Source organism: Bradyrhizobium sp. (assembly GCF_035652035.1).
Taxonomy (GTDB): Bacteria; Pseudomonadota; Alphaproteobacteria; order Rhizobiales; family Xanthobacteraceae; genus Bradyrhizobium.
Genome location: NZ_DASREO010000002.1, coordinates 106,291 through 131,047, shown reverse-complemented (window position 1 = coordinate 131,047; position 24,757 = coordinate 106,291). Strand labels below are relative to the sequence as shown.

At 62.1% G+C, this 24,757-nt stretch carries 21 protein-coding genes; 16 read left to right on the top strand and 5 right to left on the bottom strand.

Annotation, left to right across the window (positions count from 1 at the left end):
- Nucleotides 1-13: 13 nt before the first annotated feature.
- The 8 genes from VFB05_RS00825 to VFB05_RS00790 all read left to right on the top strand — a co-directional run bounded on the left by VFB05_RS00825 (nucleotide 14) and on the right by VFB05_RS00790 (nucleotide 11,732).
- A complete protein-coding gene (locus VFB05_RS00825; RefSeq protein ID WP_325007718.1) occupies nucleotides 14-898 on the top strand; it encodes an alpha/beta hydrolase in 885 nt (294 codons plus the stop codon).
- 148 nt (nucleotides 899-1,046) lie between these two features.
- On the top strand, nucleotides 1,047-1,247 hold the full coding sequence (locus VFB05_RS00820) for a hypothetical protein (protein ID WP_325007716.1): 201 nt from the start codon (nucleotides 1,047-1,049) through the stop codon (nucleotides 1,245-1,247).
- Nucleotides 1,248-1,688: 441 nt separating this feature from the next.
- A complete protein-coding gene (locus tag VFB05_RS00815; RefSeq protein WP_325007714.1) occupies nucleotides 1,689-4,883 on the top strand; it encodes an efflux RND transporter permease subunit in 3,195 nt (1,064 codons plus the stop codon).
- A gap of 27 nt (nucleotides 4,884-4,910) precedes the next feature.
- Nucleotides 4,911-6,185: an efflux RND transporter periplasmic adaptor subunit gene (locus tag VFB05_RS00810; protein ID WP_325007711.1), complete on the top strand. Its 1,275-nt coding sequence runs from the start codon at nucleotides 4,911-4,913 to the stop codon at nucleotides 6,183-6,185.
- Nucleotides 6,186-6,320: 135 nt separating this feature from the next.
- Nucleotides 6,321-7,877 (top strand): efflux transporter outer membrane subunit, encoded by a 1,557-nt coding sequence (locus VFB05_RS00805; protein ID WP_325007709.1) that lies wholly within the window; start codon nucleotides 6,321-6,323, stop codon nucleotides 7,875-7,877.
- Between the two features lie 28 nt (nucleotides 7,878-7,905).
- A complete protein-coding gene (locus VFB05_RS00800) occupies nucleotides 7,906-8,604 on the top strand; it encodes a response regulator transcription factor (protein WP_325007707.1) in 699 nt (232 codons plus the stop codon).
- Nucleotides 8,597-9,946 carry a HAMP domain-containing sensor histidine kinase gene (locus tag VFB05_RS00795; RefSeq protein ID WP_325007705.1) on the top strand — a complete coding sequence of 450 codons (1,350 nt, stop codon included), beginning with the start codon at nucleotides 8,597-8,599 and terminating at the stop codon, nucleotides 9,944-9,946. Before VFB05_RS00800 ends, VFB05_RS00795 begins: the two co-directional genes overlap by 8 nt.
- A 133-nt stretch (nucleotides 9,947-10,079) precedes the next feature.
- Nucleotides 10,080-11,732: a tetratricopeptide repeat protein gene (locus VFB05_RS00790; RefSeq protein ID WP_325007703.1), complete on the top strand. Its 1,653-nt coding sequence runs from the start codon at nucleotides 10,080-10,082 to the stop codon at nucleotides 11,730-11,732.
- 168 nt (nucleotides 11,733-11,900) lie between these two features.
- On the opposite strand, the gene VFB05_RS00785 is transcribed toward VFB05_RS00790, so the two are convergent.
- From VFB05_RS00785 to VFB05_RS00775, 3 genes are all read right to left on the bottom strand, one after another.
- Nucleotides 11,901-12,182, bottom strand: a complete 282-nt coding sequence (locus VFB05_RS00785; protein ID WP_325007701.1) for a hypothetical protein — start codon at nucleotides 12,180-12,182, stop codon at nucleotides 11,901-11,903.
- Between the two features lie 178 nt (nucleotides 12,183-12,360).
- Complete coding sequence (locus VFB05_RS00780; protein ID WP_325007699.1) at nucleotides 12,361-13,380, bottom strand: aldo/keto reductase; 1,020 nt, start codon at nucleotides 13,378-13,380, stop codon at nucleotides 12,361-12,363.
- 115 nt (nucleotides 13,381-13,495) lie between these two features.
- On the bottom strand, nucleotides 13,496-13,924 hold the full coding sequence (locus VFB05_RS00775) for a PaaI family thioesterase (RefSeq protein ID WP_325007697.1): 429 nt from the start codon (nucleotides 13,922-13,924) through the stop codon (nucleotides 13,496-13,498).
- Nucleotides 13,925-14,082: 158 nt separating this feature from the next.
- Here VFB05_RS00775 and VFB05_RS00770 point away from each other — a divergent pair, with 158 nt between their 5' ends.
- Together VFB05_RS00770 and VFB05_RS00765 are read left to right on the top strand one after the other, a co-directional pair.
- Nucleotides 14,083-15,063 carry a tripartite tricarboxylate transporter substrate binding protein gene (locus VFB05_RS00770; protein WP_325007694.1) on the top strand — a complete coding sequence of 327 codons (981 nt, stop codon included), beginning with the start codon at nucleotides 14,083-14,085 and terminating at the stop codon, nucleotides 15,061-15,063.
- 70 nt (nucleotides 15,064-15,133) lie between these two features.
- Complete coding sequence (locus tag VFB05_RS00765) at nucleotides 15,134-16,351, top strand: hypothetical protein (RefSeq protein WP_325007692.1); 1,218 nt, start codon at nucleotides 15,134-15,136, stop codon at nucleotides 16,349-16,351.
- Nucleotides 16,352-16,493: 142 nt separating this feature from the next.
- Here VFB05_RS00765 and VFB05_RS00760 read toward each other — a convergent pair whose 3' ends face one another.
- A complete protein-coding gene (locus tag VFB05_RS00760) occupies nucleotides 16,494-16,790 on the bottom strand; it encodes a hypothetical protein (protein ID WP_325007750.1) in 297 nt (98 codons plus the stop codon).
- Nucleotides 16,791-16,992: 202 nt separating this feature from the next.
- Here VFB05_RS00760 and VFB05_RS00755 point away from each other — a divergent pair, with 202 nt between their 5' ends.
- From VFB05_RS00755 to VFB05_RS00745, 3 genes are all read left to right on the top strand, one after another.
- A complete protein-coding gene (locus tag VFB05_RS00755; protein WP_325007690.1) occupies nucleotides 16,993-17,484 on the top strand; it encodes a hypothetical protein in 492 nt (163 codons plus the stop codon).
- Between the two features lie 17 nt (nucleotides 17,485-17,501).
- Nucleotides 17,502-18,404 carry a CoA ester lyase gene (locus VFB05_RS00750; RefSeq protein WP_325007688.1) on the top strand — a complete coding sequence of 301 codons (903 nt, stop codon included), beginning with the start codon at nucleotides 17,502-17,504 and terminating at the stop codon, nucleotides 18,402-18,404.
- 438 nt (nucleotides 18,405-18,842) lie between these two features.
- Entirely contained in the window at nucleotides 18,843-19,406 is a 564-nt protein-coding gene (locus tag VFB05_RS00745) for a hypothetical protein (protein ID WP_325007686.1), read from the top strand.
- Between the two features lie 906 nt (nucleotides 19,407-20,312).
- Here VFB05_RS00745 and VFB05_RS00740 read toward each other — a convergent pair.
- The gene (locus VFB05_RS00740) at nucleotides 20,313-21,482 is read right to left on the bottom strand and encodes a beta-propeller fold lactonase family protein (protein ID WP_325007685.1); all 1,170 of its coding nucleotides are present in this window, start codon (nucleotides 21,480-21,482) and stop codon (nucleotides 20,313-20,315) included.
- Between the two features lie 182 nt (nucleotides 21,483-21,664).
- Here VFB05_RS00740 and VFB05_RS00735 point away from each other — a divergent pair, with 182 nt between their 5' ends.
- From VFB05_RS00735 to VFB05_RS00725, 3 genes are all read left to right on the top strand, one after another.
- The gene (locus VFB05_RS00735) at nucleotides 21,665-22,468 is read left to right on the top strand and encodes a glucose 1-dehydrogenase (RefSeq protein WP_325007683.1); all 804 of its coding nucleotides are present in this window, start codon (nucleotides 21,665-21,667) and stop codon (nucleotides 22,466-22,468) included.
- Between the two features lie 7 nt (nucleotides 22,469-22,475).
- Nucleotides 22,476-23,249, top strand: coding sequence for a hypothetical protein (locus VFB05_RS00730; RefSeq protein WP_325007681.1), 774 nt, complete (start codon nucleotides 22,476-22,478; stop codon nucleotides 23,247-23,249).
- Between the two features lie 87 nt (nucleotides 23,250-23,336).
- Nucleotides 23,337-24,692, top strand: coding sequence for a tetratricopeptide repeat protein (locus tag VFB05_RS00725; protein WP_325007679.1), 1,356 nt, complete (start codon nucleotides 23,337-23,339; stop codon nucleotides 24,690-24,692).
- The last annotated feature ends 65 nt before the right edge of the window (nucleotides 24,693-24,757 follow it).

Below are 24,757 nucleotides of genomic sequence, written 5' to 3'. Positions count from 1 at the left end.
CAGGGAGAACACCATGCCATATGCAACGACAGACGACGGGGTACGCCTCTATTTCGAGGAAACCGGCTCGGGCCAGCCGGTGATCTTCGTGCATGAATTCGCCGGTGACCTCCGCAGCTACGAGCCGCAGATGCGGCACTTCGGCAAGCGCTATCGCGCCATCGCCTATAACGCGCGCGGCTTTCCGCCGTCCGACGTGCCGGAGAATGTTGCTTCCTACTCGCAGGCCCGCGCGGCGGATGACATCCTCGCCGTGCTCGATCACATCAAGGCGCCGAAAGCGCATATCGTCGGGTTATCGATGGGCGGCTTTGCGACGCTGCATTTCGGCATTCGCCACCACAGCCGCGCGCTGTCGCTTTGCATCGGCGGCTGCGGCTACGGCGCTGAGCCCGACAAGCGCGAGATCTTCCGCGCCGAGGCTGACGTGATCGCGGCTTCGCTTCGGAAGGATGGCATGGCGGCGTTCGCCGAGCGCTACGCCTATGGCCCGACGCGCGTGCAGTATGAAAACAAGGACCCGCGCGGCCATGCCGAGTTCAAGAAGATGCTGGCCGAACATTCGAACCTGGGCTCGGCCAATACCCAGCAAGGCGTGCAGAAGGAGCGGCCCTCGCTCTACACGCTCGTCGAGGAGATGAAGCGCATCACCGTGCCGACGCTGATCATCACCGGCGACGAAGACTGGCCGTGCCTTCTGCCGGGGATTCTGATGAAGCAGAACATTGCCTCGGCGGCGCTTTCGGTGATCCCGAATTCGGGCCATGCGATCAACATCGAGGAGCCGGAAGAATACAACCGGATCGTCAGTGAATTTCTGGCTCAGGCCGAAAGCGGGCGCTGGCCGCAGCGCGATCCCCGCGCGGTCTCGTCCTCGATCACCGGCATGAAAAATTGATCGTGGAATCAATGTTGTGCAGTGCATTCCGCCTGACGGAACACAATGTTGACGGGGTTGGTGAATCGCGCCAATCTTTCAGCCAACCCGTGATGCAGGCGTCACCTTACACAAAGACGACATGGGGCATGGGAGTGCTGTTGGGGCGATGAGCAAGGATCCGCCACGCCCATCCGATCGCGATCGGCTGGAAAAGGACGAGGTGGCCGCGGACGCGCTCGAGCTCGCGCGTCAGATGGCGCCCGGGCCAGAGCGCAACGAGGCGCTCAAAGCGGCGGGCGCACTGCGCCGCTCCGCCGACAAGCGCGGGGTGGTGTTTGCCAAGCGCGGCCGGCCTCGCAAGTCGTGACCGGCACCTAACTCGTCCCAAAGACGCGCGCTTGTGACAGCCGTGCAAAGCAGCGGAATTCCATCGTCTTTTTCCAGCGTTTTGCGCGCTCGCGATTGCTTTCCGCGCCTGCCGGATTTGGCCTAAAGTCTAGGCTGGGAATGTCGCGGAACACGCTGATCGATCTATAAATTTTATATTAGTTGTGGCGGTGCAGCAGCGTCCTCATTTTCCCTGCGGGGCGGTGGATGCGTGCGATCCCGCCCGACCAGGCCGGTCTCACTCGAGGTTTCGCGCGTTCGACACTGCGTCGGGTGTCTGGAAGGATACAAGCGTTCATCATGAAGTTATCCATCCAGACCTGGGGGGGAACGGCGAATTCCTCTCTGAGATCGTTGAATCCTGATCGCAACCGTTTAGGCTGCCGGCGACGCCTCGGCCAGTTCCCGGGAGGTTAGCGCCGTGTGGATCGTCCTGACCGCGCTCAGGCGCCCGTATACGTTCGTGGTGCTTGCAGTGCTGATCGCGCTGTTCGGCATTCGCTCCGCGCTGACCACCCCGACTGACATCTTTCCGAACATCAACATCCCGGTCATCGCCGTCGTCTGGAGCTATAACGGACTGCCGCCGAACGACATGTCCGGCCGAGTGATCTACTACTACGAGCGCTTCCTCACCGCCCAGGTCAGCAACATCGAACATGTCGAGTCGCAGTCGCTCGCCGGCTACGGCGTGATCAAGGTCTTCTTCCAGAAGGACGTCAATATCTCGGCCGCGATGGCGCAGGTTACGGCGTCCTCGCAGACGGTGCTGAAATTGCTGCCGCCCGGCATCACGCCGCCATACGTCCTGATGTACAACGCCTCCAGCGTGCCGATCCTGCAATTGGCGCTATCGAGCAAGCAGCTTCCGGAGATGCGGCTATTCGATCTCGGGCAGAACTTCATCCGCCCGCAGCTTGCGACGGTGCGCGGCGCCGCCGTGCCTTCGCCCTATGGCGGCCAGGTGCTGCAGGTCCAGATCGATCTCGATCAGCAGGCGATGCAGGCGCATGGCGTCTCGGCGGAAGACGTCGTCAACGCCGTTTCGGTGCAGAACCTGATTCTTCCGGCGGGCGACCAGAAGATCGGCAAGTTCGACTGGAACGTCTCGCTCAATGCAAGCCCCGTCAATCTCGAAAAGATCAATGATCTGCCGGTCAAGAAGTCCAACGGCACCGTGATCTTCGTGCGCGACGTCGCCTACGTTCACCAGGGCTCGCCGCCCCAGACCAACCTCGTGCGCGTCAACGGCTCGCGCGCGGTGCTGATGACCATCTTGAAGGCTGGTGCCGCATCGACGCTCGACGTGATCGACGGTGTCAAGTCGCTGCTGACGCGGGTCAAAGAGAGCTTGCCTTCGAGTCTCAATCTCGAAGCCGTGGGCGACCAGTCCGTGTTCGTCAAGGCGGCCGTGTTCGGCGTCATCCGCGAGGCGGTGCTGGCGGCGGCGCTGGTCGGCGTGATGATCCTTCTGTTTCTCGGCAGCTGGCGCTCGACCGTCATCATTCTCACTGAAATTCCGCTCGCCGTGCTGTTTTCGTTGACCGCGCTGTCGCTGATGGGCGAGACCATCAACGTGATGACGCTCGGCGGACTTGCGCTCGCCGTCGGCATCCTGGTCGACGACGGCACGGTGACGATCGAAAACATCAACTACCACCTCGAGCAGGGCAAGGAGATCGAACCCGCGATTCTCGACGGCGCGCAGCAGATCGTGATTCCGGCCTTCGTTACCTTGCTGTGCCTGTGCATCGTGTTCGTGCCGATGTTCCAACTCGGCGGCGTCGCCGGCTATCTGTTCCGGCCGCTTGCCGAAGCTGTGGTGTTCGCGTTGCTCGGCTCGTTCATCCTGTCGCGCACGCTCGTGCCGACGATGGCGAACTATCTGATGAGCGCGCATCATCATGCGATCGAGACCGACATCGGCCACGACAGGCTGCCGATCCGCTCGCGCAATCCGCTGCTGCGGTTCCAGCAAGGTTTTGAAAAGCGCTTCGAACGCTTCCGTGCGGGATATCGTACGCTGCTGGTCAAGGCGCTCGAGGCGCCGAAAGCCTTCATCACGATCTTCCTTGCATGCGTCGTGCTCTCGTTCGGCCTCGCCCCGTTTCTGGGTTCGAATTTCTTTCCCGCCGTCGATTCCGGCCAGATCCTGATGCATGTACGCGGCCAGCCCGGCACGCGGATCGAGGAGATGGCCCGCCTGTTCGAGCAGGTCGAGCAGACGGTGCGCGGGACGATTCCGCCGGACGAACTCGCCAACATCGTGGACAATATCGGCCTGCCGTTTTCCGGCATCAACATGGCCTATCAGAACACCGGCACGATCGGTCCTGAAGATGGCGATGCGCTGATCACGTTGAAGGAGGACCACGGCCCCACGGCCCATTACGTCAAGAAGTTGCGCACGATCCTGCCGCAGAAATTCCCCGGCACCACGTTCTCGTTCCTGCCTGCCGACATCGTGTCGCAGATTCTCAATTTCGGATTGCCCGCACCGATCGACGTGCAGATCGTCGGCAACAAGCAAAAAGAAAATTACGAATACGCCAACAACGTCATGAAGAAGATTCGCAACGTGGCCGGCATCGCCGACCTTCGCATCCAGCAGATCTTCAACTATCCGCAGATCAATATCGATGTCGACCGTACCATGGCCGCCGACGTCGGCCTGACCCAGCGCGACGTCGCCAACAGCCTTCTCGTCACGCTGTCCGGCAGCGGCCAGGTGAAGCCGAATTTCTGGCTCAACCCGGAAAACGGCGTGTCCTATCCGATCGTTGCCCAGATGCCGCAATACCGCGTCAACAGCATTTCCGACTTGTCCAATATCCCGATCACGACGTCGGAGAATGGCGCGAGCGCGCAGCGCTATCTGGGCGGGCTAGCAAAAATCAGCCAGGGACCGAGCGCGGGCGTCGTGTCTCACTATAACGTGCAGCCGGTGATCGACATCTTCGGCGATATCCAGGGGCGCGACCTCGGCGCCGTCTCGCGCGACATCGATAAAATATTGGCTGAGAGCAAGAAAGACCTGCCGCGCGGCTCCTACACGATCGTGCGCGGCCAGGTTCAAACCATGAATACCGCCTACAGCCAGCTCTTCATCGGCCTTGCCGGCGCGGTCGTGCTGATCTATCTCGTCATCGTCGTCAACTTCCAGTCCTGGCTCGATCCCTTCATCATCATTACCGCGCTGCCGGGAGCGTTGGCCGGCATCGTCTGGACGCTGTTCATGACCGGTACTACGCTGTCGGTTCCGGCTTTGACTGGCGCGATCATGTGCATGGGCATTGCAACCGCCAACAGTATTCTCTTGGTCAGTTTCGCCCGCGAGGGTCTGCAAAATGGCCTGAACGCCACGACAGCAGCGCTGGAATCCGGCTTTACCCGGTTCCGCCCCGTGCTAATGACGGCGCTCGCAATGATCATCGGCATGATTCCGATGGCGCTGGCAATGGGCGAGGGTGGCGAACAGAACGCGCCGCTCGGCCGTGCCGTCATCGGCGGACTTGCCGTCGCAACCGTCGCGACGCTGTTCTTTGTTCCAGTCGTCTTCAGCGTTCTTCACCGCAAGACCAGCGGCTCCGCGACAGCTGGCGCGGCCATCGAGTGAGCGAGCCGATGACCTGGGAGAAATACTTTGCTTGATTCTCATCCGCATCACGCGCCGACGGAATCGGACACCCGACCGGACAAGATAGCCGCGCCGCCGAGCCGGGCGCGCTGGATCGGCGGCATCGCGCTTCTCGTCGCGATCGGCATCGCGGTGGCCGGCATCATCTGGCGCCGCCAGCAGGAAAACGAAGTCGCGAAATGGACCGCCGAATTGGCGATACCGACCGTCGCCACGATTACGCCCAAGCAGGGGGTCACCGGCCAGCAAATCGCCCTTCCGGGCGATATCGAGGCGTGGTTCGAGGCCCCGATCTACGCGCGGGTCAGCGGCTATCTGAAGGACTGGTATTTCGATTTTGGCGCGCACGTCAAAAAGGGGGAGTTGCTCGCCGAAATCGACGCGCCCGATCTCGATGCGCAATTGGCGGCGGCACAAGCTAAGCTCAATTCGGCCCAAGCGCAGGTCAAGGTGAGAGAGGCCGAGCGCAATTTCGCCGAGACGACCTACACCCGCTGGCGCGAGTCGCCGAAGGGCGTCGTTTCCGAACAGGAGACTGAATCGAAGAAGGCGGAGTTCGGCAGCGCCGATGCCCGTTACAAGGCAGCCATCGCGGAGGCCAATGTCAACCAGAGCGAGGTCGACCGGCTCACCGCGCTTGAGCATTTCAAGCGCATAAGAGCGCCGTTCGACGGGATCGTGACCCAACGCAACACCGATGTCGGCGCCCTGATCAATGCCGGCAGCGGCGTCGGCGGCGGCACCGGGCCCCAGCTGTTTCGGGTTGCCGACGTGCACGAAATGCGCGTGTTTGTGCAGGTGCCCCAGGAAATATCGTCCAACATGCGCGCCGGTCTCACAGCCGAGATGACGCTGCCGCAATATCCGGACAAGACCTTCAAAGCGGTGGTGTCGACGACGTCGGAGGCCATCAACAAGACGGCACGAACCCTGCTGGTCGAACTCCACGCCGATAACAACGACAATCTGCTGCAGCCGGGCACGTTCGCCCAGGTTCGTTTCAATCTCGCCGACACTCCCGGCACGCTGCGAATCCCGACCAGTGCGCTGATCTTCCGCGAGGCCGGCGCGCAAGTTGCGCTGCTCGGTCCCGGCGACAAGGTCGAATTGCGCTCGATCAAGCTCGGTCGCAACCTCGGAACCGAGTTTGAGGTGCTTGCCGGTCTTAGCCCTTCGGACACGGTCATCAACAGCCCGCCGGATTCCCTGTCGCAGGGCGAGCAGGTCCGCGTCTCGAAGGATGCGGCGCCGTCCCCGGCGCACGAGGCTGAAGTGCGATGAGCAGCCTCCGTTGCGTTTTCACAACACGGTCCGCCAAAGTTTGCCGGGTGGGTTGACGCCGGTGCAGCGGACCACGTCCAATTGGCGATATCTGGTCTCGCGCCTGTCGAGAGACATAGCGTCTGGAATAGGTGCATGAGAGTCCAAGGTCTCGCTTGTGTGATCGTATGCGCCGGAGCATTGGCGGGATGCTCGGTTGGCCCTGAATATTTCACGCCCGATGCTGCCATTCCCGCCAGCTTCACGACCCCGCCCGCGGGCAACGGAGCGCCGTCGCCCGCCAGCCCGGAAGCGTGGCAATGGTGGAGGACCCTGCACGATGCGCAGCTCAACAGCCTGATCGAGCTGACGATCGAGAACAACCTCGATCTCAAGATCGCGCTCGACCGTCTGCAACAGGCGCGGCTGCAGCTAATCGTGATCGGCGCGCAGGCCGTGCCTGAGCTCAACGCCAGCGCCGGCGGCGGTGTTGGTACCGGAACCGACAACACGAGAGGAAGAGCCGCACAACCCTTGCGCAATGGCGAAAACACCACGGGCCTGAAGACGCTCAGTGCGATCGGTGGTCTTGATGCCGAATGGGAAATCGACTTCTTCGGCAAGATTGCCAACCGCCTCCAGGCGCAGGTCTACACGACCGAGGCGCTGAAGGAAGCGCGCGACTGGGTGTACGTGGTGATCGCGGCAGACGTCACCCGCCTCTATTTCGACCTGCGCGCGCGCCAGGACCGGCTGCAAATTCTCTATCGCAACATCGAAGCGTCGCGAAAGGTGCAGGACCTTGCCCAAACCCGCCTTGAGCGCGGCTTGACCAACGAACTCGACGTCTTGCTCGCCAAGCGGCAGGTCGAAACCTTGCAGGCCGACGTCGAGCCGCTCAAGGCGCAGATCGCCGCGAATGCCTATGCGATTGCCGTTCTGGTCGGCGAGTATCCCGAAACCATAGCTCGCCGTCTGCAACGTACGGCGGCGGTGCCGCGCCTGCCGGCGCGGGCGCCAGCCGGAACTCCGGTCGACCTGTTGCGCCGCCGCCCCGACATTCGCGAGGCCGAACGGGCGCTCGCCGCCGCGGTGTCCGATATCGACGCTCGCACGGCGGACCTGTTCCCGAGCGTGGCGATCACTGCCGGCGCGGGCGCGCAGACCGGTCCCCGTTCGGGGTCGACCATCCCGATCACCTGGATCGGTTCGGTTGGACCGGCGCTGACGGCTCCGATCCTCGACTTCGGCGCGCTCGACGCCAGGATCGAGATCGCGGACTACCGGGCGCATGAACTTGCGGCGGCCTACAAGCAGAACATTCTGGTTGCGATCCAGCAGGTGGACGAAGCGAATGCCGCCTATCAGGGTTTCCGTCAAAGCCTGCGCAGCCTGGACCTGGCGCTGGACGCTGCCCGTCAGGCGACCAAGGTGGCGACCGAGCGCTACGATCGCGGCCTCACCGACTTCCTCAACGTGCTGGACGCGGAGCGGCAACAATTTACCCTGGAGCAGCAACGCGCCGAGGTAGTGCGGCTTGCGGGCGACAGCTTTGTGGCGCTTTATAAGGCGCTCGGCGGCGGCTGGCCGCTGGACGAGGTCATCCCGCCGGTCAGGCATCCGGATCCGGCATTCATCGCGGCGGTCAAGCGCCTCGCGCAGGACCCTCCGCATGAGCGCCCGCCGCTACCACCGCCGGGAATGACCCCCTGACCGTTCGTTAAGGAAAGGGATCGAATCGTTGACGAACAAACCTGAGACCCGTGCGCAGACCATCGTCCTCGTCGAGGACGAGCAGGCGATGTCGGACGAGATCAAGGGTCGGCTCGAAAGTCAGGGCTACCTCGTGCGTCCCGCCTCCATCGCGCAAGCCGCCGATGCGGCGCGGGTCGGCGACGCCGCCATGATGATCATGGACCGGATTGTGTTCGGCGAGGATAGTCTGGTGACGCTGGAAGCCTTGCGCAAGGAAGGCGTCAAGGTACCCGTTCTGGTCATCTCGGCGCTGTCCTCCGTCGACGAGAAGGTCAAAGGCCTGAAAGCGGGCGGCGACGATTACCTGACCAAGCCGTTTGCGATGGTCGAGCTGTTCGCCCGGGTCGAGGCGATGCTGCGCCGGCTTGACGACGTGCGCACGACCAAGCTGCGCGTCGGCGATCTCGAAATGGATCTGATCGAAAAGACCGTCCATCGCAGCGGCGTCAGGATCGAATTGCTGCCGCGCGAATTTCGGCTGCTGGAATATTTCCTGCGCCATCCCGGACGGGTCATCACGCGCGCCATGCTGTTGCAGGAAGTCTGGCAGTATCACTTTTCACTCGAGACCAACGTCGTCGACGTCCACATCTCAAACTTGCGGAAAAAGATCGACACCAAAGGGATGCCCTCGCTGATCGTCAATATACGCGGAGCGGGCTTCATGCTGAACGCGAATGCTTGAATTTCTCCGCTCCTCGGCGGTGCGCGTCGCGCTTGCCTTCGTGCTTGTCACGACGGTGGCGACCACGGCGGTTTTCGCGCTCGTGTACTTGCGGATCGGCGAGGCGAACGAATCGAGGAACCGGATCATTCTCGAGGCCGAGGCGGCCAAGAGCGTCGATCGTCCGGTCGCCGAACTGAGGACCGCATTCGACGTCAGGCTGACCAACGACCTGCGGCGCATCGACTATGCCGCGCTGTTCGATGCCGAACAAAAGTTCATGTTCGGCAATGTCGATGCCCTGCCGAACATACCGGTGGACGGCAAGGCGCACTTCGTCCGTGCGATACGCGTGCCAGGCAGCGACAACCGTCTGGAGCCGGCGATCTTCGTGGCGCGCCAGAGGCCCGACGGCAATATCATGCTGCTGGGTCGAAGCCTGCTTGAAACCCTGGCCTTCCGCCGCATCGTGCAGAGCGCTCTGCTCGCCGGCCTCGCACCGATGCTGTTGCTGGCGCTTGCGATCGGCGCCTACTTCGCGCGCCGCTCCTCGCGCCGTCTCACCACCATTCACGACGCCATCGCCCGGATCATGAAGGGAGATACGGATTTGCGATTGCCGATTGGCTCGGGGCGCGATCCGATCGACAAGGTATCGCGTGACGTGAACCTGATGCTCGACGAGATCGGACGCCTTCTGGTGCAGCTCAAGGGCGTGGGCGACAACATCGCCCATGACCTGCGCAGCCCGCTTTCGGTCGTTCATGCCCAGCTCGAGCGCGGGCTTGAAAGTTCAAGCGATGAGCAACTTCGCTCGGTCGTGAAGCAGGCGTTGTCGCATATCGACAGGGCGATGCTCGCGGTGGCAGCGCTGCTCCGCCTGGCCGATGTCGAATACAGTCCGAAGTCGCGCAACTTCCAGCTGATCGATCTGTCGGCGATCTGCACCGACCTTTTCGAGTTCTACGAACCGCTGGCCGAATCGAAATCGATCAAGATGACGCTGGAAAGCCACTCGCCGGTCCAGATCCTCGGTGACGGCGACCTGATGCGCGAGGCGGTGTCGAACCTGATCGGCAATGCCATCAAGTTCACGCCCGACCACGGCGCGGTCAGCATCTCGGTGATCCGCGAGGACGGCCTGCCGGTGGTGCGGGTGCGCGACAGCGGCGTCGGCGTCGAACCGGGCGAACGTGACAAGATATTTCAGCGTTTCTACCGTACATCGAGCGGCCACCGCGTTCCCGGCAGCGGGCTGGGTTTGAGCATCGCGGCCGCCATCGCCAACCTGCACGAGTTCGACCTGCGCTTTAACGACAATAGTCCGGGCGCGGTGTTCGAGATGGTCGGCCGCAAGAATTAGGGCCGCCTTCCGAGCGTCCGGCTCTTGCTTCTCGCTGTGCATCCCCGCCGGTAACATCTTGTTAACCAAGAGTTGGCAAAGCTCGAAGCAGGCTTTTCCAGCGGAATGATCGGCCGACCCGAAGGCGACAGACATGCAGACCACGTCATTGGCCGGCGCTTCCCCGACTGCTGAAACCGAAGGCTCGATCGTCCAGAAATATCTGCGTGACGGCGTGCAACTATTCCGCGATGGACGCGCGGCGGAGGCGATATCAGCTTTCCAGCATGGACTGCGTGAGGCTGAAAAGGCTGGAACCGAATCCGCCGAGACGATGGCCGATCTCTACGCCAAGCTCGGCAACGTGGCTGCTGCCACCGGAGACGCGCAGCTCGCAGCCGTCAATTACCAGGCGGCTTTGAAGATTGCGCCGCATCTGACCAATTGCTGGTGCAGTTTCGCCGACCTGCATTTGCGCTGCGGGCAGCATCAGCGGGCGATCGATCTCTACCTTCAGGCGCTCAAGCTCAATCCCCGCCACTGGGCGGCGCGCGCCAACATGGTTCACGCGCTGATGGCGGGCAAGCAATTTGTCATCGCCAAGGCGATCCTGCTCGAGCTGAAGGGCGAACGCCCGCAGGACGCCGGTATCCATCATCTGCTCGGCAAGACTCTTTTCGAGCTGAACGAAATCGATTCCGCGATCGCAAGCTTCCGCGAAGCCGTTGCCCTCAATCCCAACGACGCCGCGAGCATCAACTGGATCGGTGCGCTCAAGCAGTCCTTGGGCGACGACAAGGCGGCTCAGGCCGCTTATGCGCAAGCCGCGCGGATCGAGCCGCTGATCAAGCGGCCGGCGGTGAAGCAGCCGGCCGAATTTCGCGTGCTCTCATTGTACGCGCCGTTCGGCGGCAACACGCCGACCGAATATCTATTCCAGGACGCGTTTTTCGACACCGACACGCTGTCGCTGTTTCCCGATCGCGACTATGACGCGGCGGCGCTTGCGCGAGACGTCCAACTCGTCGTCAACCTTGTCTCGGATGCCGACCAGACCGAAGCGTTGCTGCCGCTCGCGGCCGATCTCGTCGACCGCTTCGGCCTGCCGGTGGTCAACCATCCGCGCAAGGTGCAACAGACAACGCGCGATGCCGTGGCCACGCTGCTTGCCGGAATTCCCACCTGCCGCATTCCGCAGGCCTTGCGGCTGAAGGCGGGAGCGGACCATTGTGAGGCCGCGCTGAAAGCGATGCCGCCTTTCGCTTCAGCCTGTCTTGCCCGCCCGGTCGGGACCCATGGCGGCGACGATTTCGAAAAGGTTGAAGATTTGGCGGCGCTGTCGGCCTTCCTGTCGCAGCGGCCCGATCACGACCACTACCTGATCGAATATATCGACTACGTGTCCGCCGACGGTCATTTCCGGAAATACCGGTTCATCTTCGTCGACGACCAGATTCTGCCCTACCACCTCTGCATCGGGCGCGAATGGAAACTGCATCACATCAATACCGACATGGCGCATCAGCCATGGATGCAGCAGGAGGAGGCGGCATTCCTGAACGGCTCCGCCACCGTGTTCGGCACCGAGCAGATGCAGGCGCTGCACGCCATTCGCGAGCGCGTCGGTCTCGACTATTTCGGCATTGATTGCGGGCTGGATGCGACCGGCAATGTCGTCGTGTTCGAGGTCAATGCCTCGATGCTGGTCCATGCCCGCAACGAGGGATTTCTCTACAAGGACCCCGCGGTGCGCCGCATCAAGCTCGCTTACGACGCGATGCTGCGGAAGCTGGCGAAACAAGGCTAGCCCCTCATGGTGAGGAGCGCATAGCGCCCTAGCAGGCCGAGCGACGTGAGGCCGTTAGCGAACGGCGCCAAAAATGCTTCGCATCGCCGGGAGAACCATGAGGCCTCGATATCTCATCCTTCGAGACGCCGCTCGCGCGGCTCCTCAGGATGAGGAAAGCATGCTCGCCTACTTCAATTCCTGCACGCGCAATAGCTCGGATAGCGTGGCCTGGCTGAGCCGGCCCGACGGATGCCACGGCTTGCTGCTCGCGTCTTCAATCTCGGCAAGATTTTGCTGCAACGGCCTGCTGGCCGGCGTCGATGAGCCGGTCTCGCCTGTCTCGCGCGCCTCTTCCGTCTCGTCGAGCTCGCTCAGCATGCCGATCGCCATGCGGGGCTTCTTCTTCTCGATCTTCTTCGGTGGCGGCGGCGTGTAGATCGCCGGCGGCATGATGTGATGTCGTGACATGTGTCATTCCTTTCGAAGGAACTCACTCAACAGGCACAACCCCCTTCGGAAAAACGAAGCAAACCGCGGGCCAGATAAATTACCTTTAGAAATCAAAGGGCAATTGGACGCCCGCCATTAACGCCCCGGCAAGCTTTGCCCGCCGGGCGCGAGAATTTTCCGAGCGAAGGGTTTCGGATTATGTCTGGGACGAGGTGCGCGGCTTTCGCCCCTCGATCGGATATTGCGGATCGTTGTAGCCGGGCGTCGAGGGATGGCCGGTGACGACGAGCCGGTCGATCAGGGCTTCGTCTTCAGCGGTGAAGCGATAGTCGAGCGCGCGCACGTAGTCGTCCCATTGCTCCTCGGTGCGGGGACCTGCGATCACGCCGTTGACGAACGCGCTGTTGAGCACCCATGCCACCGCAAACTGCCCGGCGGTGATGCCGCGCGCCTCGGCGTGCTTACGGATCTCCTGCGCCAGTTGCAGCGACTCCGGCCGCCACTCGGTCTGCATCATCCGGGTGTCGCTGCGGCCTGCGCGTGTCTCCTTGTCGGGTGCGGCGTCCGGCTTGTACTTGCCGGTCAGGACGCCGCGCGCGAGCGGGCTGTAAGGCACGATGCCGAGCCCGTAATAGCCGCAGGCCGGAAAATGCTCGACCTCGGGCATGCGGTTCATCGCGTTGTAATAAGGCTGGCTGACGATCGGCCGGTCGATGCCGAGATCGTCGCAAATGTTGCAGATTTCGGCGACGCGCCAGGCGCGATAATTCGAGACGCCGAAATAGCGCACCTTGCCTTGCTTGATCAGCTCGCCCATCGCGCGCACGGTCTCGGCGAGCGGCGTCGCATGGTCTTCCTTGTGCAGGTAGTAGATGTCGATGTAGTCGGTGCCGAGCCGCTTCAGGCTTTCCTCGGCGGCCTGCAGCACCCATCGCCGCGACAGTCCGCCGCGATTAGGGTCATCGCCCATCTGATTGGCGAGTTTCGTCGCCAGGATCCAGCCCGGCCGGTTGTTGGATATGGCGCGGCCGACCACGGTCTCCGAGCCGCCATTGGAATAGGCATCGGCCGTATCGATGAAGTTGACGCCGGCATCGCGCGCCTTCGCGATGATCCGGTTCGAACTGGCTTCGTCGGCCGGTCCGCCGAACATCATGGTGCCGAGACAGATCGGCGAGATTTTCAGGCCGCTGCGGCCGAGCTGACGATATTCCACTGGCGCATTCCTTTCGATTTGGGTTGTCATTCCGGGATGGTGCGTTAGCACCAGACCCGGAATCTCGAGATTCCGGGTTCGCTGCTATGCATCGCCCCGGAATGACGGCCGAACACTAGCTGCCGTCTTTCAGGATCTTGAAGACGCCGCTCGCGGTGACGACGACGCGGCCGTCGGCAACCACCTCGGCAGTGGTGAAGATCAGCGTGTGCGTGACGCGGACGACGCGCGGTCTTGCAATCAGAAGCTCGCCGATCTGGCCAGCGTCGATGAAGTGTACGTCCATCTGAACCGTGGCAAGCGTCGGCCGGCCGGATACGATCCGCGCAATCATGCCCGAGGCGCGGTCGGCGAGCGTCATCAATACTCCGCCCTGAACGCGGTTGCGGCGGTTATGATGCTTGTCGACGGCGAGGATCGCGTATTCGTGATTGCCGTCGATGACGCGTTCCCACAGCGGGCCGATCAGGTTCAGAAAGCCGCTGGTCTCGACGACGCTCCAGCCGTCCGCCTTTAGCGTCTCCTCGGTCATGTCGGTCGTCATTTCTGAAAGCTTTTGCAGGAGCGGGTTTTTGACCGGATTGCGGCCATTTCATCAATCGGGGAGGGGCCTTAGTCAAGCCATCTAACCGAATGGTCGCCTTGCGAAGGCTTGCTCTTTCGAGGACGATGACGCCAACATGGCTTCGGGAGGTCTCGCTTATGCGAAGGTCAAGCGCGCTGCTCGCCTTGCTGATGCTGACGCTCGGCCCCGGCGGCAGCCTTGGCGCTGCGCGTGCGCAAACCTATCCGAGCCGCACCATCACGATGGTGGTGCCGTTCCCGCCTGGCGGCTCGACCTCGATCGTCGGCCGCGTGATCGCCGACAAGATGAGTGAGCTGCTCGGTGTCGGCATTGTGGTCGACAACAGGGGCGGGGCCGGTGGCACGGTCGGCACCAGGACTGTCGCCAAAAGCGATCCCGACGGTTACACGCTGATGGTCGGCTATACCGGCACGCTCGCGATCGCCCCTTCGCTCTACCGCAACGCCGGCTACGATCCGCGCAAGGATTTTGTTGCGATCGGCATGATCGGCAGCGCGCCATCGTCGCTGGTGGTGCATCCGTCCTTTGCGGTGAAGACCGTGGCTGAGCTGATCGCCTATGCCAAACAAAATCCGGGCAAGGTCAATTTCGGCTCCGCCGGGATCGGCACCGTCGGCCACATCACCGGCGAATATTTCGCGCGCGCGACCGGAATCAAGATCGTTCACATTCCTTATAAAGGGACCGGACCGGCCGTGAGCGATTTGTTGGGCGGGCATATTCCGATGTCGTTTTCGCCGATCGCCACCACTGCGGGCAACGTCAACGCCGGCCTGTTGCGCGCCCTCGCCGTGACCTCCGCCAAGCGCAACAGATTATTGCCCGATGTGCCGACCATGATCGAAGCTGGCGTGCCGGGATTCGACGCGGTGCTGGCCTACGGGTTGGTCGCGCCGGCCGGTACGCCGCGTGCAGTGATCGATCGGCTCAACAAGGCTCTGCGCGATGCGCTTGCCTCGGATGAGGTGAAAAAGCAGCTTGAATTGGACGGCACCGAGATCACGCCGAGCACGCCGGAACAATATGCCGACTTCATCGACCAGGACGAAAGGAAATGGTCGGAACTCGTCAAGGCGAGCGGTGTGGAGCCCGAGTAGGCCGAACAATACGGCTTGCTCGGCACAAAAGCCGTTTCCCCGCGGCCTTTCCGTGTTTTAGAATCGGGCCATGTTCCTTCAAATGATTCGTTGTAGTGCCGGGTGCGTTGCGCTTGGGTTGTTGTCGAGCGCGCTGCCGGTCCATGCGCAAGAGACTGCGCCTGCCGACGCCATGGCGCAGGCTGCGTCGCCTTTTGCGATCGCGGAATATCAAAGGCTGCTCCGCGAATATCAGGCGGCGCGCGCGGCGTTCGAGGAACAGGCGGGCGCCTATTGGAACGCCATCGCCGAGAAGCGGCGCGGTCGCAACGCCAAGCGGCGTGAACATCTTGCCATTTCACTCGACGATTATGTGCTGACCCAGCCGCCCGTCTATACCGGGCCGAAGCGGCCGGTGAATCCCGAGCCGGAAGCGCCGGAAGTGCGGCCGCCGCGCGAGCACAAGGCGATCCCGGTGGTCAGCGATCTCTTGCAGGCCGCGAACGAGTACTACCAATGGGCGCCGCAAAAGCCCGCGAGCGAAATCGAGTTCAAGCGTGCCTATGCGCGCTACGCGCAAGCGGCCGGGTTGACGCGCGAACAGGCGGTTCGGGTCTATTCGTTCGAGACCGGCGGCACCGGCAATTACGACGTGCAGTCGGGAATAGAGCATGGCGGCAAGCGCGCGATTTCGACCGCCGTGGGTTATAACCAGCTCCTCACCACCAACAGCATCGAGTTGTTGGCCGAACAGGGCCAGACGTTCGTCAGGGAATTGACGACGAGGGCAGCAAGCCTGTCCGGGCCGCAGCGTCAGGTCATGGAGCGCAAACTCGCCGTCTTGAAGAAAATGGTGGCCTTTGCGCTTTCGGTGCCGGACGACTGGTCGGCTCACCAGAAACTCGCCGATACGCCGCAGGGCTGGGCGCTGCACGCCATGGTGCTCGACATCGACGTCGGACCGATGCTGCAAACCCACAAGCTGCTCACGTCGGTGATCTTCGCGCGCGCCAAGGGATTCAATCGCCCGCTCACGGCTGCCGAGCTCGAGATGATGAATCTGTCGGGCGACGGCACTGGTCTCGACATGGTGACGATGCCGCAGGCGATGCGCGAGCAGGTGCCGACCTCGAATTTCTTCCAGCGCGGCGGTTATGAGCGCAACTCGGTCGTGATCCGCTACAACACGGTTGCAAAGTTATTCGCCGCTACCGACAGCCGGATGGACTCACACAGCAACCTGCCGGGTGCGAAGGATCTTGCGGCGGCGTTTTATCCAGCCATTCCGCAGTCGGCGTCGTCGCAATAGCCGCACCGCTAAAGCGAGATGAGATTGGGCACGAGCGGCTCCGCGACGAAGGTCTGTACCCTCTCCCCTTGCGGGAGAGGGTGGCGAATCGAGCCGCTTCGCGAGGGCACCTTCTCCCGCAAGGGGAGAAGGAGAGAGGTCATCACTTCGTTCCGAACATGAAGCTGCCGTCGTCGTTGAGATACGGGCCCTTGCGCATATAGAGCTGCCCGTTCTGTCCGAGGAAGAACAGCGTGCCTTTCGGTACTTTCTTGGCGCCCTTGAGCAGCACGCCGGCATTGTCGGGCCCCATCTTGTAGGTGAGGGTCTTGCCGTCCTTGCCATAGGCGTAGCCGGTGTCCGGCTTCAGCTCCCACGGCGTCGCCTGCTGGGCCAGGGCCGGCACGGAGAGCGCGGCAAATGCCGCCGCGACCATCGCTGTCTTCTTCAAAAATTGCATCATGTCCTCGCATCCTCCCCCTTATCCCGCATGCGTTTCGCGGCATCTCGCTTTGAACAAATCACGAACGATGTCGGGCCGTCAACAAGCGGCAGGCTAAGATCAAAGTCTACCAATGACTTTGTGATTCCCTGCCTTGCACTTCATGACTATCTTGCCGCGATAACGCGCAAGCCGCGGCAACGTGACAGGGATATTTGGAATGAACCACATTGTGAAAATTGGCCTTGTGAGGATTGGCCTTGGCGCCGCGTTGTTGTTGGCGACGGCTGCGATGGTGCAGGCCGACGACTTCAAGCTCTCTAACAACCAGCGCATTTCCTGCAGCCGCGGCCTGATGGCTGGCAAGATCAATACCGCGACGTGCAAGTCCTACGCCTATGTCTTCAATACAAAGACGTCGGAATATTTCCGGTGTCAGGTCACTCTCGTGGTGCAGCGAGACAACAAGGAAGTGATCAACGTGCTGCCTGACGGCAGTTGCAGCAAGAAGCCGCGCGTTTTCGACAACGATTCCGAATATTCCTTCGACGCCACCGAAACCGAGCCGCCGAATACCAACTCCTTTTTCGGGCCCGGCGGCTATTCGATCTGGGTCAGCGACAACACCAAGCAGCGGGTGCGCGGCTGCATCACCATCTCTTCCGGCCTCGGCTCGGATATCACGAAGTGTATCGATATGACTTTCCAGTGAGCGGGAACTGATTGCTGATGCGCCGCCTGCGGCCCGCGCGATTTTGCCGGTCCTGGCTCTTCGTCGAAGGCGCCAATGAAACGGCGCTGGGCCAGGCGGGGACAAGCGGCGCCGATGTCCTGATCCAGGAGCTGGAGGATTTTACGCCGCCGGCGTTGCGCATCAAGGCGCGCGCGCTCGCTCCCGATCTCTATGCATCCTGGCGTGCGGCAGGCCGCGTCGTTGCCGTGCGCGTCAATCCGCTCGATCAGGACGGCATGGATGATCTCGCAGCCGTCATGCGCGGGGCGCCCGACATCGTTGGCTTGCCGAAAGTCGCCGAACCCTTTCATGTGACACGGCTTGACAAGGCGGTGACCCGGTTCGAACGCGAGTATGGTCTCCCCGAGGGCTCGACCGCGCTGTTGCCGAACATCGAATTCGCCCGCGGCCTCGTTCAAACGGCCTTGATCGCCAAGGCGAGCCCAAGAACGGTCGCGTGCCTGATGGCCTCCGAAGACATGGCGGCCGATCTCGGCGCCGAGCGCGGGCCGGACGGCATCGAACTCGCTTATTGCCGGCAGCGCTTTCTGGTCGAATGCGTCGCCGCTGGCGTCGTCGCGGTCGATTGTCCCTATACGTTCAGCGATGCCGAGGGCGTTGCCCAGGAGACGCGCTGGGCGCGGCGGCTCGGCTATGTCGCAAAGAGCCTCGTGGCGCTTGCACATGCGCCTGTCATCAACGGCATTCTTTCGCCTGGCGACGATGAAGTTCTGCGCGCGCGCCGTCTGGTCACAGCGTTCGAACAGGCGCGAGCCTCAGGGCAGGGGCGCGTCGAACTCGACGGCGCACTGGTCGAAATGCCGGCCTATGCCACCGCCAAACGCCTGCTTGCCCGTCACGAGGCGATGCAGGAGTTTGAGCGGGGTGAAGCTAAGTAATGAACTCGAAGCGTGGGCCGACATACAGGCAACCGCGGCGATGTGGCTTTCGATACCCGCTATAGGGTGGACAACTGATGCGTGGCGACATTGTCTATCATGTGTACGGTGTCCACGCCGGGCGCGACAAGGATGTATATTTCGGGGCGTTCCGGACCGTTCTCGAGGCAGAGGCGGAGATCGCGAAGCTTCGGGCTAAAGAGATGAACGGACGAAATTGGGCCGAGCAGTATCACAATAGCGGTTTTGTCATCCGCGACGTGACGGTCGAGACTGACTTCGAAGTCCCCGCGCGCCCTGCCCCCCCGAGACAAGTACTTCGTCGAGCTCACGCCGAAAACCAGACCGGGGCTAACAGACTCGACCATCGTCGATGTATTTCGCCGCAACACACCCGCCGGGGACGTGGAAAAGGTCTGCCGATATGAGCGTAATCACGTGATGTTCCAGACTTTTGAACCCTTTCGTCAAGGAGACCGCGAACTTGCTTTGATTTCCCGAGATTACACCACGACGGCTGTTCTGGACCTGACCTCCGGGGAGGTGATCGCTGAGGAGGCTCGCGGGCCCAACGGCAACGGATTCTGTCCCGTTGGTTTCTACGTGCCCGACTGGCTGGACGTACTCGACGAATCCTTTATCCCCGGCGGTAAACACTGGACGGCGGATGACGAATGGCCGGTCGGCGATTTTGGTTTCGTCTGGGGCTGTTATTGGGGCGACGACAGTTCCTGGAAAGTTCAGCATCTTGACTTGAGCCGCGTGCAACAAGGCGTCATCGCTCGCGACGAGCGCTTTGGTTATATCGAGTTGGCAACGGATGGCTTTCGTAGTCCCTGCCTTGATCCGGAACCACCGCAGAAACGTACGTCACCGCCGTTTATCCGCGTTTCAAAATATCAGGGGATCACGAAGGTCACCTTCGCGGTCGAAATGGGATTTGATCTTGCCTCAGGAGAGGCCAAGGAATGGCGCCGCTTGGGAATTGCCAACTATGAGTGACCGCTGCGCCAGTGTGGGCGCGGTTACCAAGTAATCAATGTCCGGTTTGGGTCGAAAATGCGACCTGATCGTACCGATAAAAGCGTAGCCTTGAACCAAGCACCGTACTTCCCAACAGAAGCGCCACAGCTGATTTGCTCAGACACACAAGCCCTTCGCGGAAAAATATTTCGCTTCGCCCGTCGGGCAAATCATCTCTACAAGCTCGCGCCATCCTGCACCCGATCAAGAGGGGCGTTTCGCGATCGTCACGAACGTTGGGCGCGGGATGCGATGGACGCCGACAGCGCACAAGACGGGTGCATTGTCACGGACGACGAAGCCGTGTGGTCTTGACGCCTCGACGCTGGCGTGAAGCTGGCGACAATGCTGACGCATTGCGCCGGTGACGGTGACAAAGAGCCCGATCGCCGGAGAGAGCGCGGAGTAAGTCGTAAACCGTCGCGCAGGGAATGCCGGAATGTTCGGCGAACCTGTGGTGACTAACTCGTGTGCTTTTTACTTCTGCGCACGAGGCTGCGGGTGAGCCTGATCACCCGGCATTCCCTGCGCCCTCTTTTTTCGAGGGCCGACGATTTGGTAAAGCCTGGGCGGAAAGCCGCTGCGGGGATGCGAGCTCGTGTCGTCTCGATTCTTGGTGCGGCCCATCCTTCGAGACGCATCGCTTGCGCGATGCTCCTCAGGATGAGGTCGAAGCAAGCGGCTCTAAACCCTCATGGTGAGGAGGTGCGGAGCACCGTCTCGAACCATGAGGCCGAATGCACGTGCTGTTTGAAAACTGTATAGAACTGCAACGCGAGCTATTACTATGGCACGACGTCATCGCGAGCGCAGCGAAGCGATCCAGTTTTCCTTGTGATCCTGGATCGCTTCGTCGCAATGCTCCTCGCGATGACGGCGGTTGCCTCAATGCCCCATGCGTGCCGAGGCCGGATGACCTGGCACCTTGAAGCGCTTGCCGGTGTCGGTGACCTTGGTGCCGTCGACCTTCAGGATCGAAAAGTCCTGGTCGAGATAGTTGCCGGCGAGAAGGTATTTACCATCAGGCGTGAACGCGACGGCTTCCGGCAATCCGCCGACCTCGATGTCCTGGGTCTTGGTCACCTTCTTGCCGTCGATCTTCAGGATCGAGAGGCTGCCGTTCTTGTTGTAGAAGAACGCCTTCTTCATGTTGGAGCCGCGCAGGATCGCCGCGACCGCGAGATTGCCCTTCGGCGACATCGCCAGTCCCTCCGGGCCGTCGCCGACCACCACGCGATCGATGATCCGCGGCGGGTTGGCCTCGAGGTCGATCACGCTCGTCGTGTCGACGCTGCCGTCGGACGATCCGGCTCCGCCATTGTCGGAGGTGAGCGCGAGCTTGCTGTTGGGGGTGACGACGACGTTGTACGGCCATTGGCCGGTCGGCAGGTCGATCTTGTTGTAGGTCACCTTGTCGCCATTGACGTCCAGCACCGAGACCTTGTGCGCGGGAAAGCGCACCGCCAGCGCATGCTTGCCGTCCGGCGTGAACATCACATGCGCGACGCTGTCCGGGAACGTGATGGTATCGGTGATCTTGACGTCGGTGCCGTTGACGGAAAGCACGCTGACCGAATTGTCGCCGCGATTGGCGACCAGCGCCATCTTGCCGTCCGGGCTGAAATTCAGTCCCGACGGCTGCTTGCCGCCAGTGATGGTCGCAGCCAGCTTCGGCGGTTCGGCCTTCATGTCGATGACGAAGATCTTGTTGTCCGGAACCTGCTTGAGCGCACTGCCGTCCTTGACCACGTCGACCGAGTCGGCAACGAGCGCAACCGCGCCGGTCGGATCGATGTCGACATTGACCGGCGGGCCGACCACGGAATTCTCCAGCGGCAGCGAGGCGACGATCTTGGGCGTTTCCGGATTGGCGAGATCGACGATCAGGACCGAGTCCTTGCCGGGCGCGGCAAGCACGGTCTTGCCGTCGTCATCCCAGGTGACCTTCTCGTCGATGCCGACGATCATGAACGGCTTGGCGCAGGCATGGTTGACACCGGCGCCGCACAGCATCGTGGTCGCCAGCGCAAATCCAAGCTTTCGAAAAACAGTCATATTCGCGTTCTCCCTTAAACCGGCCTCTCACGGGCGGGTTGGCGGCCGCGACATTACGCGGCGAGCCTCCTCGTTGCTAGTGCCAGACTTTCGACCTTGGTATGGCGTTGTTTGGCACGCGACTGAACAGTTGACCGGAGGCGCGGCTCCGGCCAATGCTCCCGGAAAAGCGGAGATGCATTTTGGGACGTCTGCAAGGCAAGACAGCAATCGTGGTTGGCGCCGGTTCGATTGGGCCGGGCTGGGGCAATGGCAAGGCGACCGCCGTGACCTTTGCGCGTGAGGGCGCGCTGGTCTTTTGCGTCGACCGCAATGCGGCGGCGGCCGGTGAGACCGCCGAGATCATCACAAGCGAGGGCGGCACGGCGACGGCCTTTGCCGCCGATGCGTCGCGCGCTGAGGATATTGCGGCGATGGTGGCGGCGTGCCTGAAGGCCTACGGCTGCATCGACGTGCTCGACAACAATGTCGGCATTGCCGAAACCGGCAGCGTGGTCGATGTCACCGAGGCCGACTGGGACCGCGTCTTCGCCGTCAATCTCAAGAGCGCCTATCTTGCCATGAAGCACGTCATTCCCGTCATGGTGGCGCAAGGCGGCGGTTCGATCATCAACATTTCCTCGATCGCCTCGATCCGGCATCTTGGCATCTCCTATGTCACCTATGCGACCACGAAAGCGGCGATGAACCAGATGACGCGCACCACGGCGGTCGAATTCGCCGCGCAAAAAATTCGCGTCAATGCGATCCTGCCGGGGCTGATGAAGACGCCGATGGTTGAGCATTCGGCCGGCCTTGCCGCGAGCTACGCCAAGGGCGATGTGGAGGCGATGTGGCGGGCGCGCGACGCGCAGGTGCCGATGGGGCATATGGGCGATGCCTTCGACGTCGCCAACGCCGCCCTGTTTCTCGCCTCCGACGAATCGAAATACATCACCGGCATCGAACTCGTGGTCGACGGCGGCATCACGCTGAAAGTGACTTGAACAGCAAATGCGTTTTTCGCTTGTGATGCCGATCCGTACGCTCGCGGCGGTCATGTTGTGGCTTGCGGCAATGCCGCACACGGCGCTCGCAGCTCCCGTCGAGCCGACCGGCGAGCAGATCGATTCCGCGCCCTGCATGGCGGCGTTGTCGGCCAATGACGATGACAGGATCATCGCCTCCTGCGCGGCGCTGATCGGCAACGACAAGGCTCCTAAAGCCGATCGCGTCAAGGCGGCGATTGCGCGCGCGTCCGCCTACGACCGCAAGGGCGACATCGATCGCGCGATCGGCGACGACGACATTGCGCTCAGGCTCGATCCCGCGATGCCGGATGTGCTCAATGCGCGAGGCGAACTCTATCGCAGGATAGGCGACCGTGTGCACGCGCTCGCCGATTTCGGAGCGGCGGTCAGGCTTGTCCCCAATCATGCGGCGGCCAAGGCCAACTATAAGTCGCTGTCGCTTGAGATCGAACGCATCGGCGCCATGATGGCGGTCAACAACAGACCGAGCTTCAATTGCGCGACCGCGCGGCGTCCAGTTGAAAAGGCGATCTGCGCCAATCCCGAGCTTGCCAATCTCGACCGCGAGATCAACGCCGTGAACACCAGGGTCGTCCGCGAGACGGCGCAGCGCGATCCGCGCGCCGGGCGCGCCATGCAGCGCGAACAGGATGACTTCATCGCCCGGCGCAACGCCGACTTCGGCAAGGGCGATTTCGACCTGCAAAAGATGATGCGGGACCGGCTGGATCATCTGATGGGCCTGGTTAATCGGTAACTGGTGCTTGAACCTCGCGGCGGTTTTTGGCGACAAATCCTGCGAAATCGGCAGTTTTGCCGAGCACCCGACACTCAAGAGCCGGTCATGCGAATTTTTGCCTCGCCATTGTTAACTGCGGCCGTTCTGGCCGCTGCCAGCCTGCCGTCCACCGCCGCGCGTGCCCAGACGACCGGCGAGCCGCCGGTCGCTTGCGCCCTGAGTTGGCATACTGCGGCCGCCCCGTTGATCGACGCTTGCACTGCTGTGATCGACAATCCGGCAACGGCGGATGCGGATCGTTACAAGGCCATGGTCGTGCAGGCGCTGGCACGCCACAACAACGGCCAGAGCGACCAGGCACTGAACGAACTCGACCATGTCATCGCCGAGGATCCCAGGCCTGCGCCTGCTTACCGCGCCCGCGGCGAGATCCTGCGCCAGCAAGGCAATACCGTGGAGGCGTTTGGCGCGCTGAACGAGGCCATCCGGCTCGATCCCGAATATGCGGAAGCCTATGAAACCCGCGCCAGCGTCTTCAACAACACCGGCAAATATGACCGCGCGATCGAAGACTACAACGAGGCGCTGCGGCTGAAGCCCGATCTTGCGCTGGCCTATGCCGATCGCGGCGCCGCCTGGTATTTCAAGGGTGAGTACCAGAAGGCGATTGCCGACGACGATCAGGCCATCAAGCTCGATCCGGACCGGGCGCAAACCTGGACCAATCGCGGCGCGGCCTGGCGCAAGCTCGGCAACATCCAGCACGCGCTCGACGACGAGACGGCGGCGATCCGGATCGACCCCTCAAAGCCCGAATTCTTCGACAATCGCGGGCTCGATCTTTACCGCAATGGCGACTACACCAGTGCGATCGCCGATTTCGATCAGGCGATCAAGCTTCGCCAGACCGCGAATTTCCTGACCAATCGCGGCGATGCCTATCAGGCGATGAAAAACTACGACCGTGCGATTGCCGACTACGATGCGGCGATCAAGCTCGATCCGAAGTTCCAGCGCGCCTACAACAACCGCGGTGCGGCCCATGAGGGCCAGGGCGACCGTGAACGCGCCTTGCAGGATTATGCGGAAGGCGTTCGGCTCAATCCGTCCGATGCCAAGGCTGCCGACAACTACAAGAAGGTCTCGGTCGAGATCGAGCGCCTGAACGGACTGAAGGACGCGGGTGGCCTGCCGAGCTTCAATTGCGCGGTTGCCAGGCGTGACGTGGAAAAGGCGATTTGCGCCAATCCCGATCTGGCGCGGCTCGACCGCAACATGAGCGATGCCTTCCTGAAGGCGATTGCTGCGGCCGAAAGCGACAGCCATCGCGCGGCGCTGAACCTGACCAAGCAGCAACGCGAGTTCATCGACAAGCGCAACGCCTCCTATGGCCGCCCGGGTTACGACCTGCGCCAGGCCATGGCGCAGCGGGTCGACCAGCTCAGTGCGATCTCCAAGTAGGTACCTTTAGCCGAAGGGCGAAGCGGTTCCGGCTTGATCTCGCGCAACTTCGGATGACAATGGTC

Coding starts and splice junctions, on each gene's coding strand:
- VFB05_RS00825 (WP_325007718.1), top strand. CDS start 14: ATGCCATATGCAACGACAGACGACGGGGTACGCCTCTATTTCGAGGAA.
- VFB05_RS00820 (WP_325007716.1), top strand. CDS start 1,047: ATGAGCAAGGATCCGCCACGCCCATCCGATCGCGATCGGCTGGAAAAG.
- VFB05_RS00805 (WP_325007709.1), top strand. CDS start 6,321: ATGAGAGTCCAAGGTCTCGCTTGTGTGATCGTATGCGCCGGAGCATTG.
- VFB05_RS00795 (WP_325007705.1), top strand. CDS start 8,597: ATGCTTGAATTTCTCCGCTCCTCGGCGGTGCGCGTCGCGCTTGCCTTC.
- VFB05_RS00790 (WP_325007703.1), top strand. CDS start 10,080: ATGCAGACCACGTCATTGGCCGGCGCTTCCCCGACTGCTGAAACCGAA.
- VFB05_RS00785 (WP_325007701.1), bottom strand. CDS start 12,182: ATGTCACGACATCACATCATGCCGCCGGCGATCTACACGCCGCCGCCA.
- VFB05_RS00775 (WP_325007697.1), bottom strand. CDS start 13,924: ATGACGACCGACATGACCGAGGAGACGCTAAAGGCGGACGGCTGGAGC.
- VFB05_RS00770 (WP_325007694.1), top strand. CDS start 14,083: ATGCGAAGGTCAAGCGCGCTGCTCGCCTTGCTGATGCTGACGCTCGGC.
- VFB05_RS00765 (WP_325007692.1), top strand. CDS start 15,134: ATGTTCCTTCAAATGATTCGTTGTAGTGCCGGGTGCGTTGCGCTTGGG.
- VFB05_RS00760 (WP_325007750.1), bottom strand. CDS start 16,790: ATGCAATTTTTGAAGAAGACAGCGATGGTCGCGGCGGCATTTGCCGCG.
- VFB05_RS00755 (WP_325007690.1), top strand. CDS start 16,993: ATGAACCACATTGTGAAAATTGGCCTTGTGAGGATTGGCCTTGGCGCC.
- VFB05_RS00750 (WP_325007688.1), top strand. CDS start 17,502: ATGCGCCGCCTGCGGCCCGCGCGATTTTGCCGGTCCTGGCTCTTCGTC.
- VFB05_RS00740 (WP_325007685.1), bottom strand. CDS start 21,482: ATGACTGTTTTTCGAAAGCTTGGATTTGCGCTGGCGACCACGATGCTG.
- VFB05_RS00730 (WP_325007681.1), top strand. CDS start 22,476: ATGCGTTTTTCGCTTGTGATGCCGATCCGTACGCTCGCGGCGGTCATG.
- VFB05_RS00725 (WP_325007679.1), top strand. CDS start 23,337: ATGCGAATTTTTGCCTCGCCATTGTTAACTGCGGCCGTTCTGGCCGCT.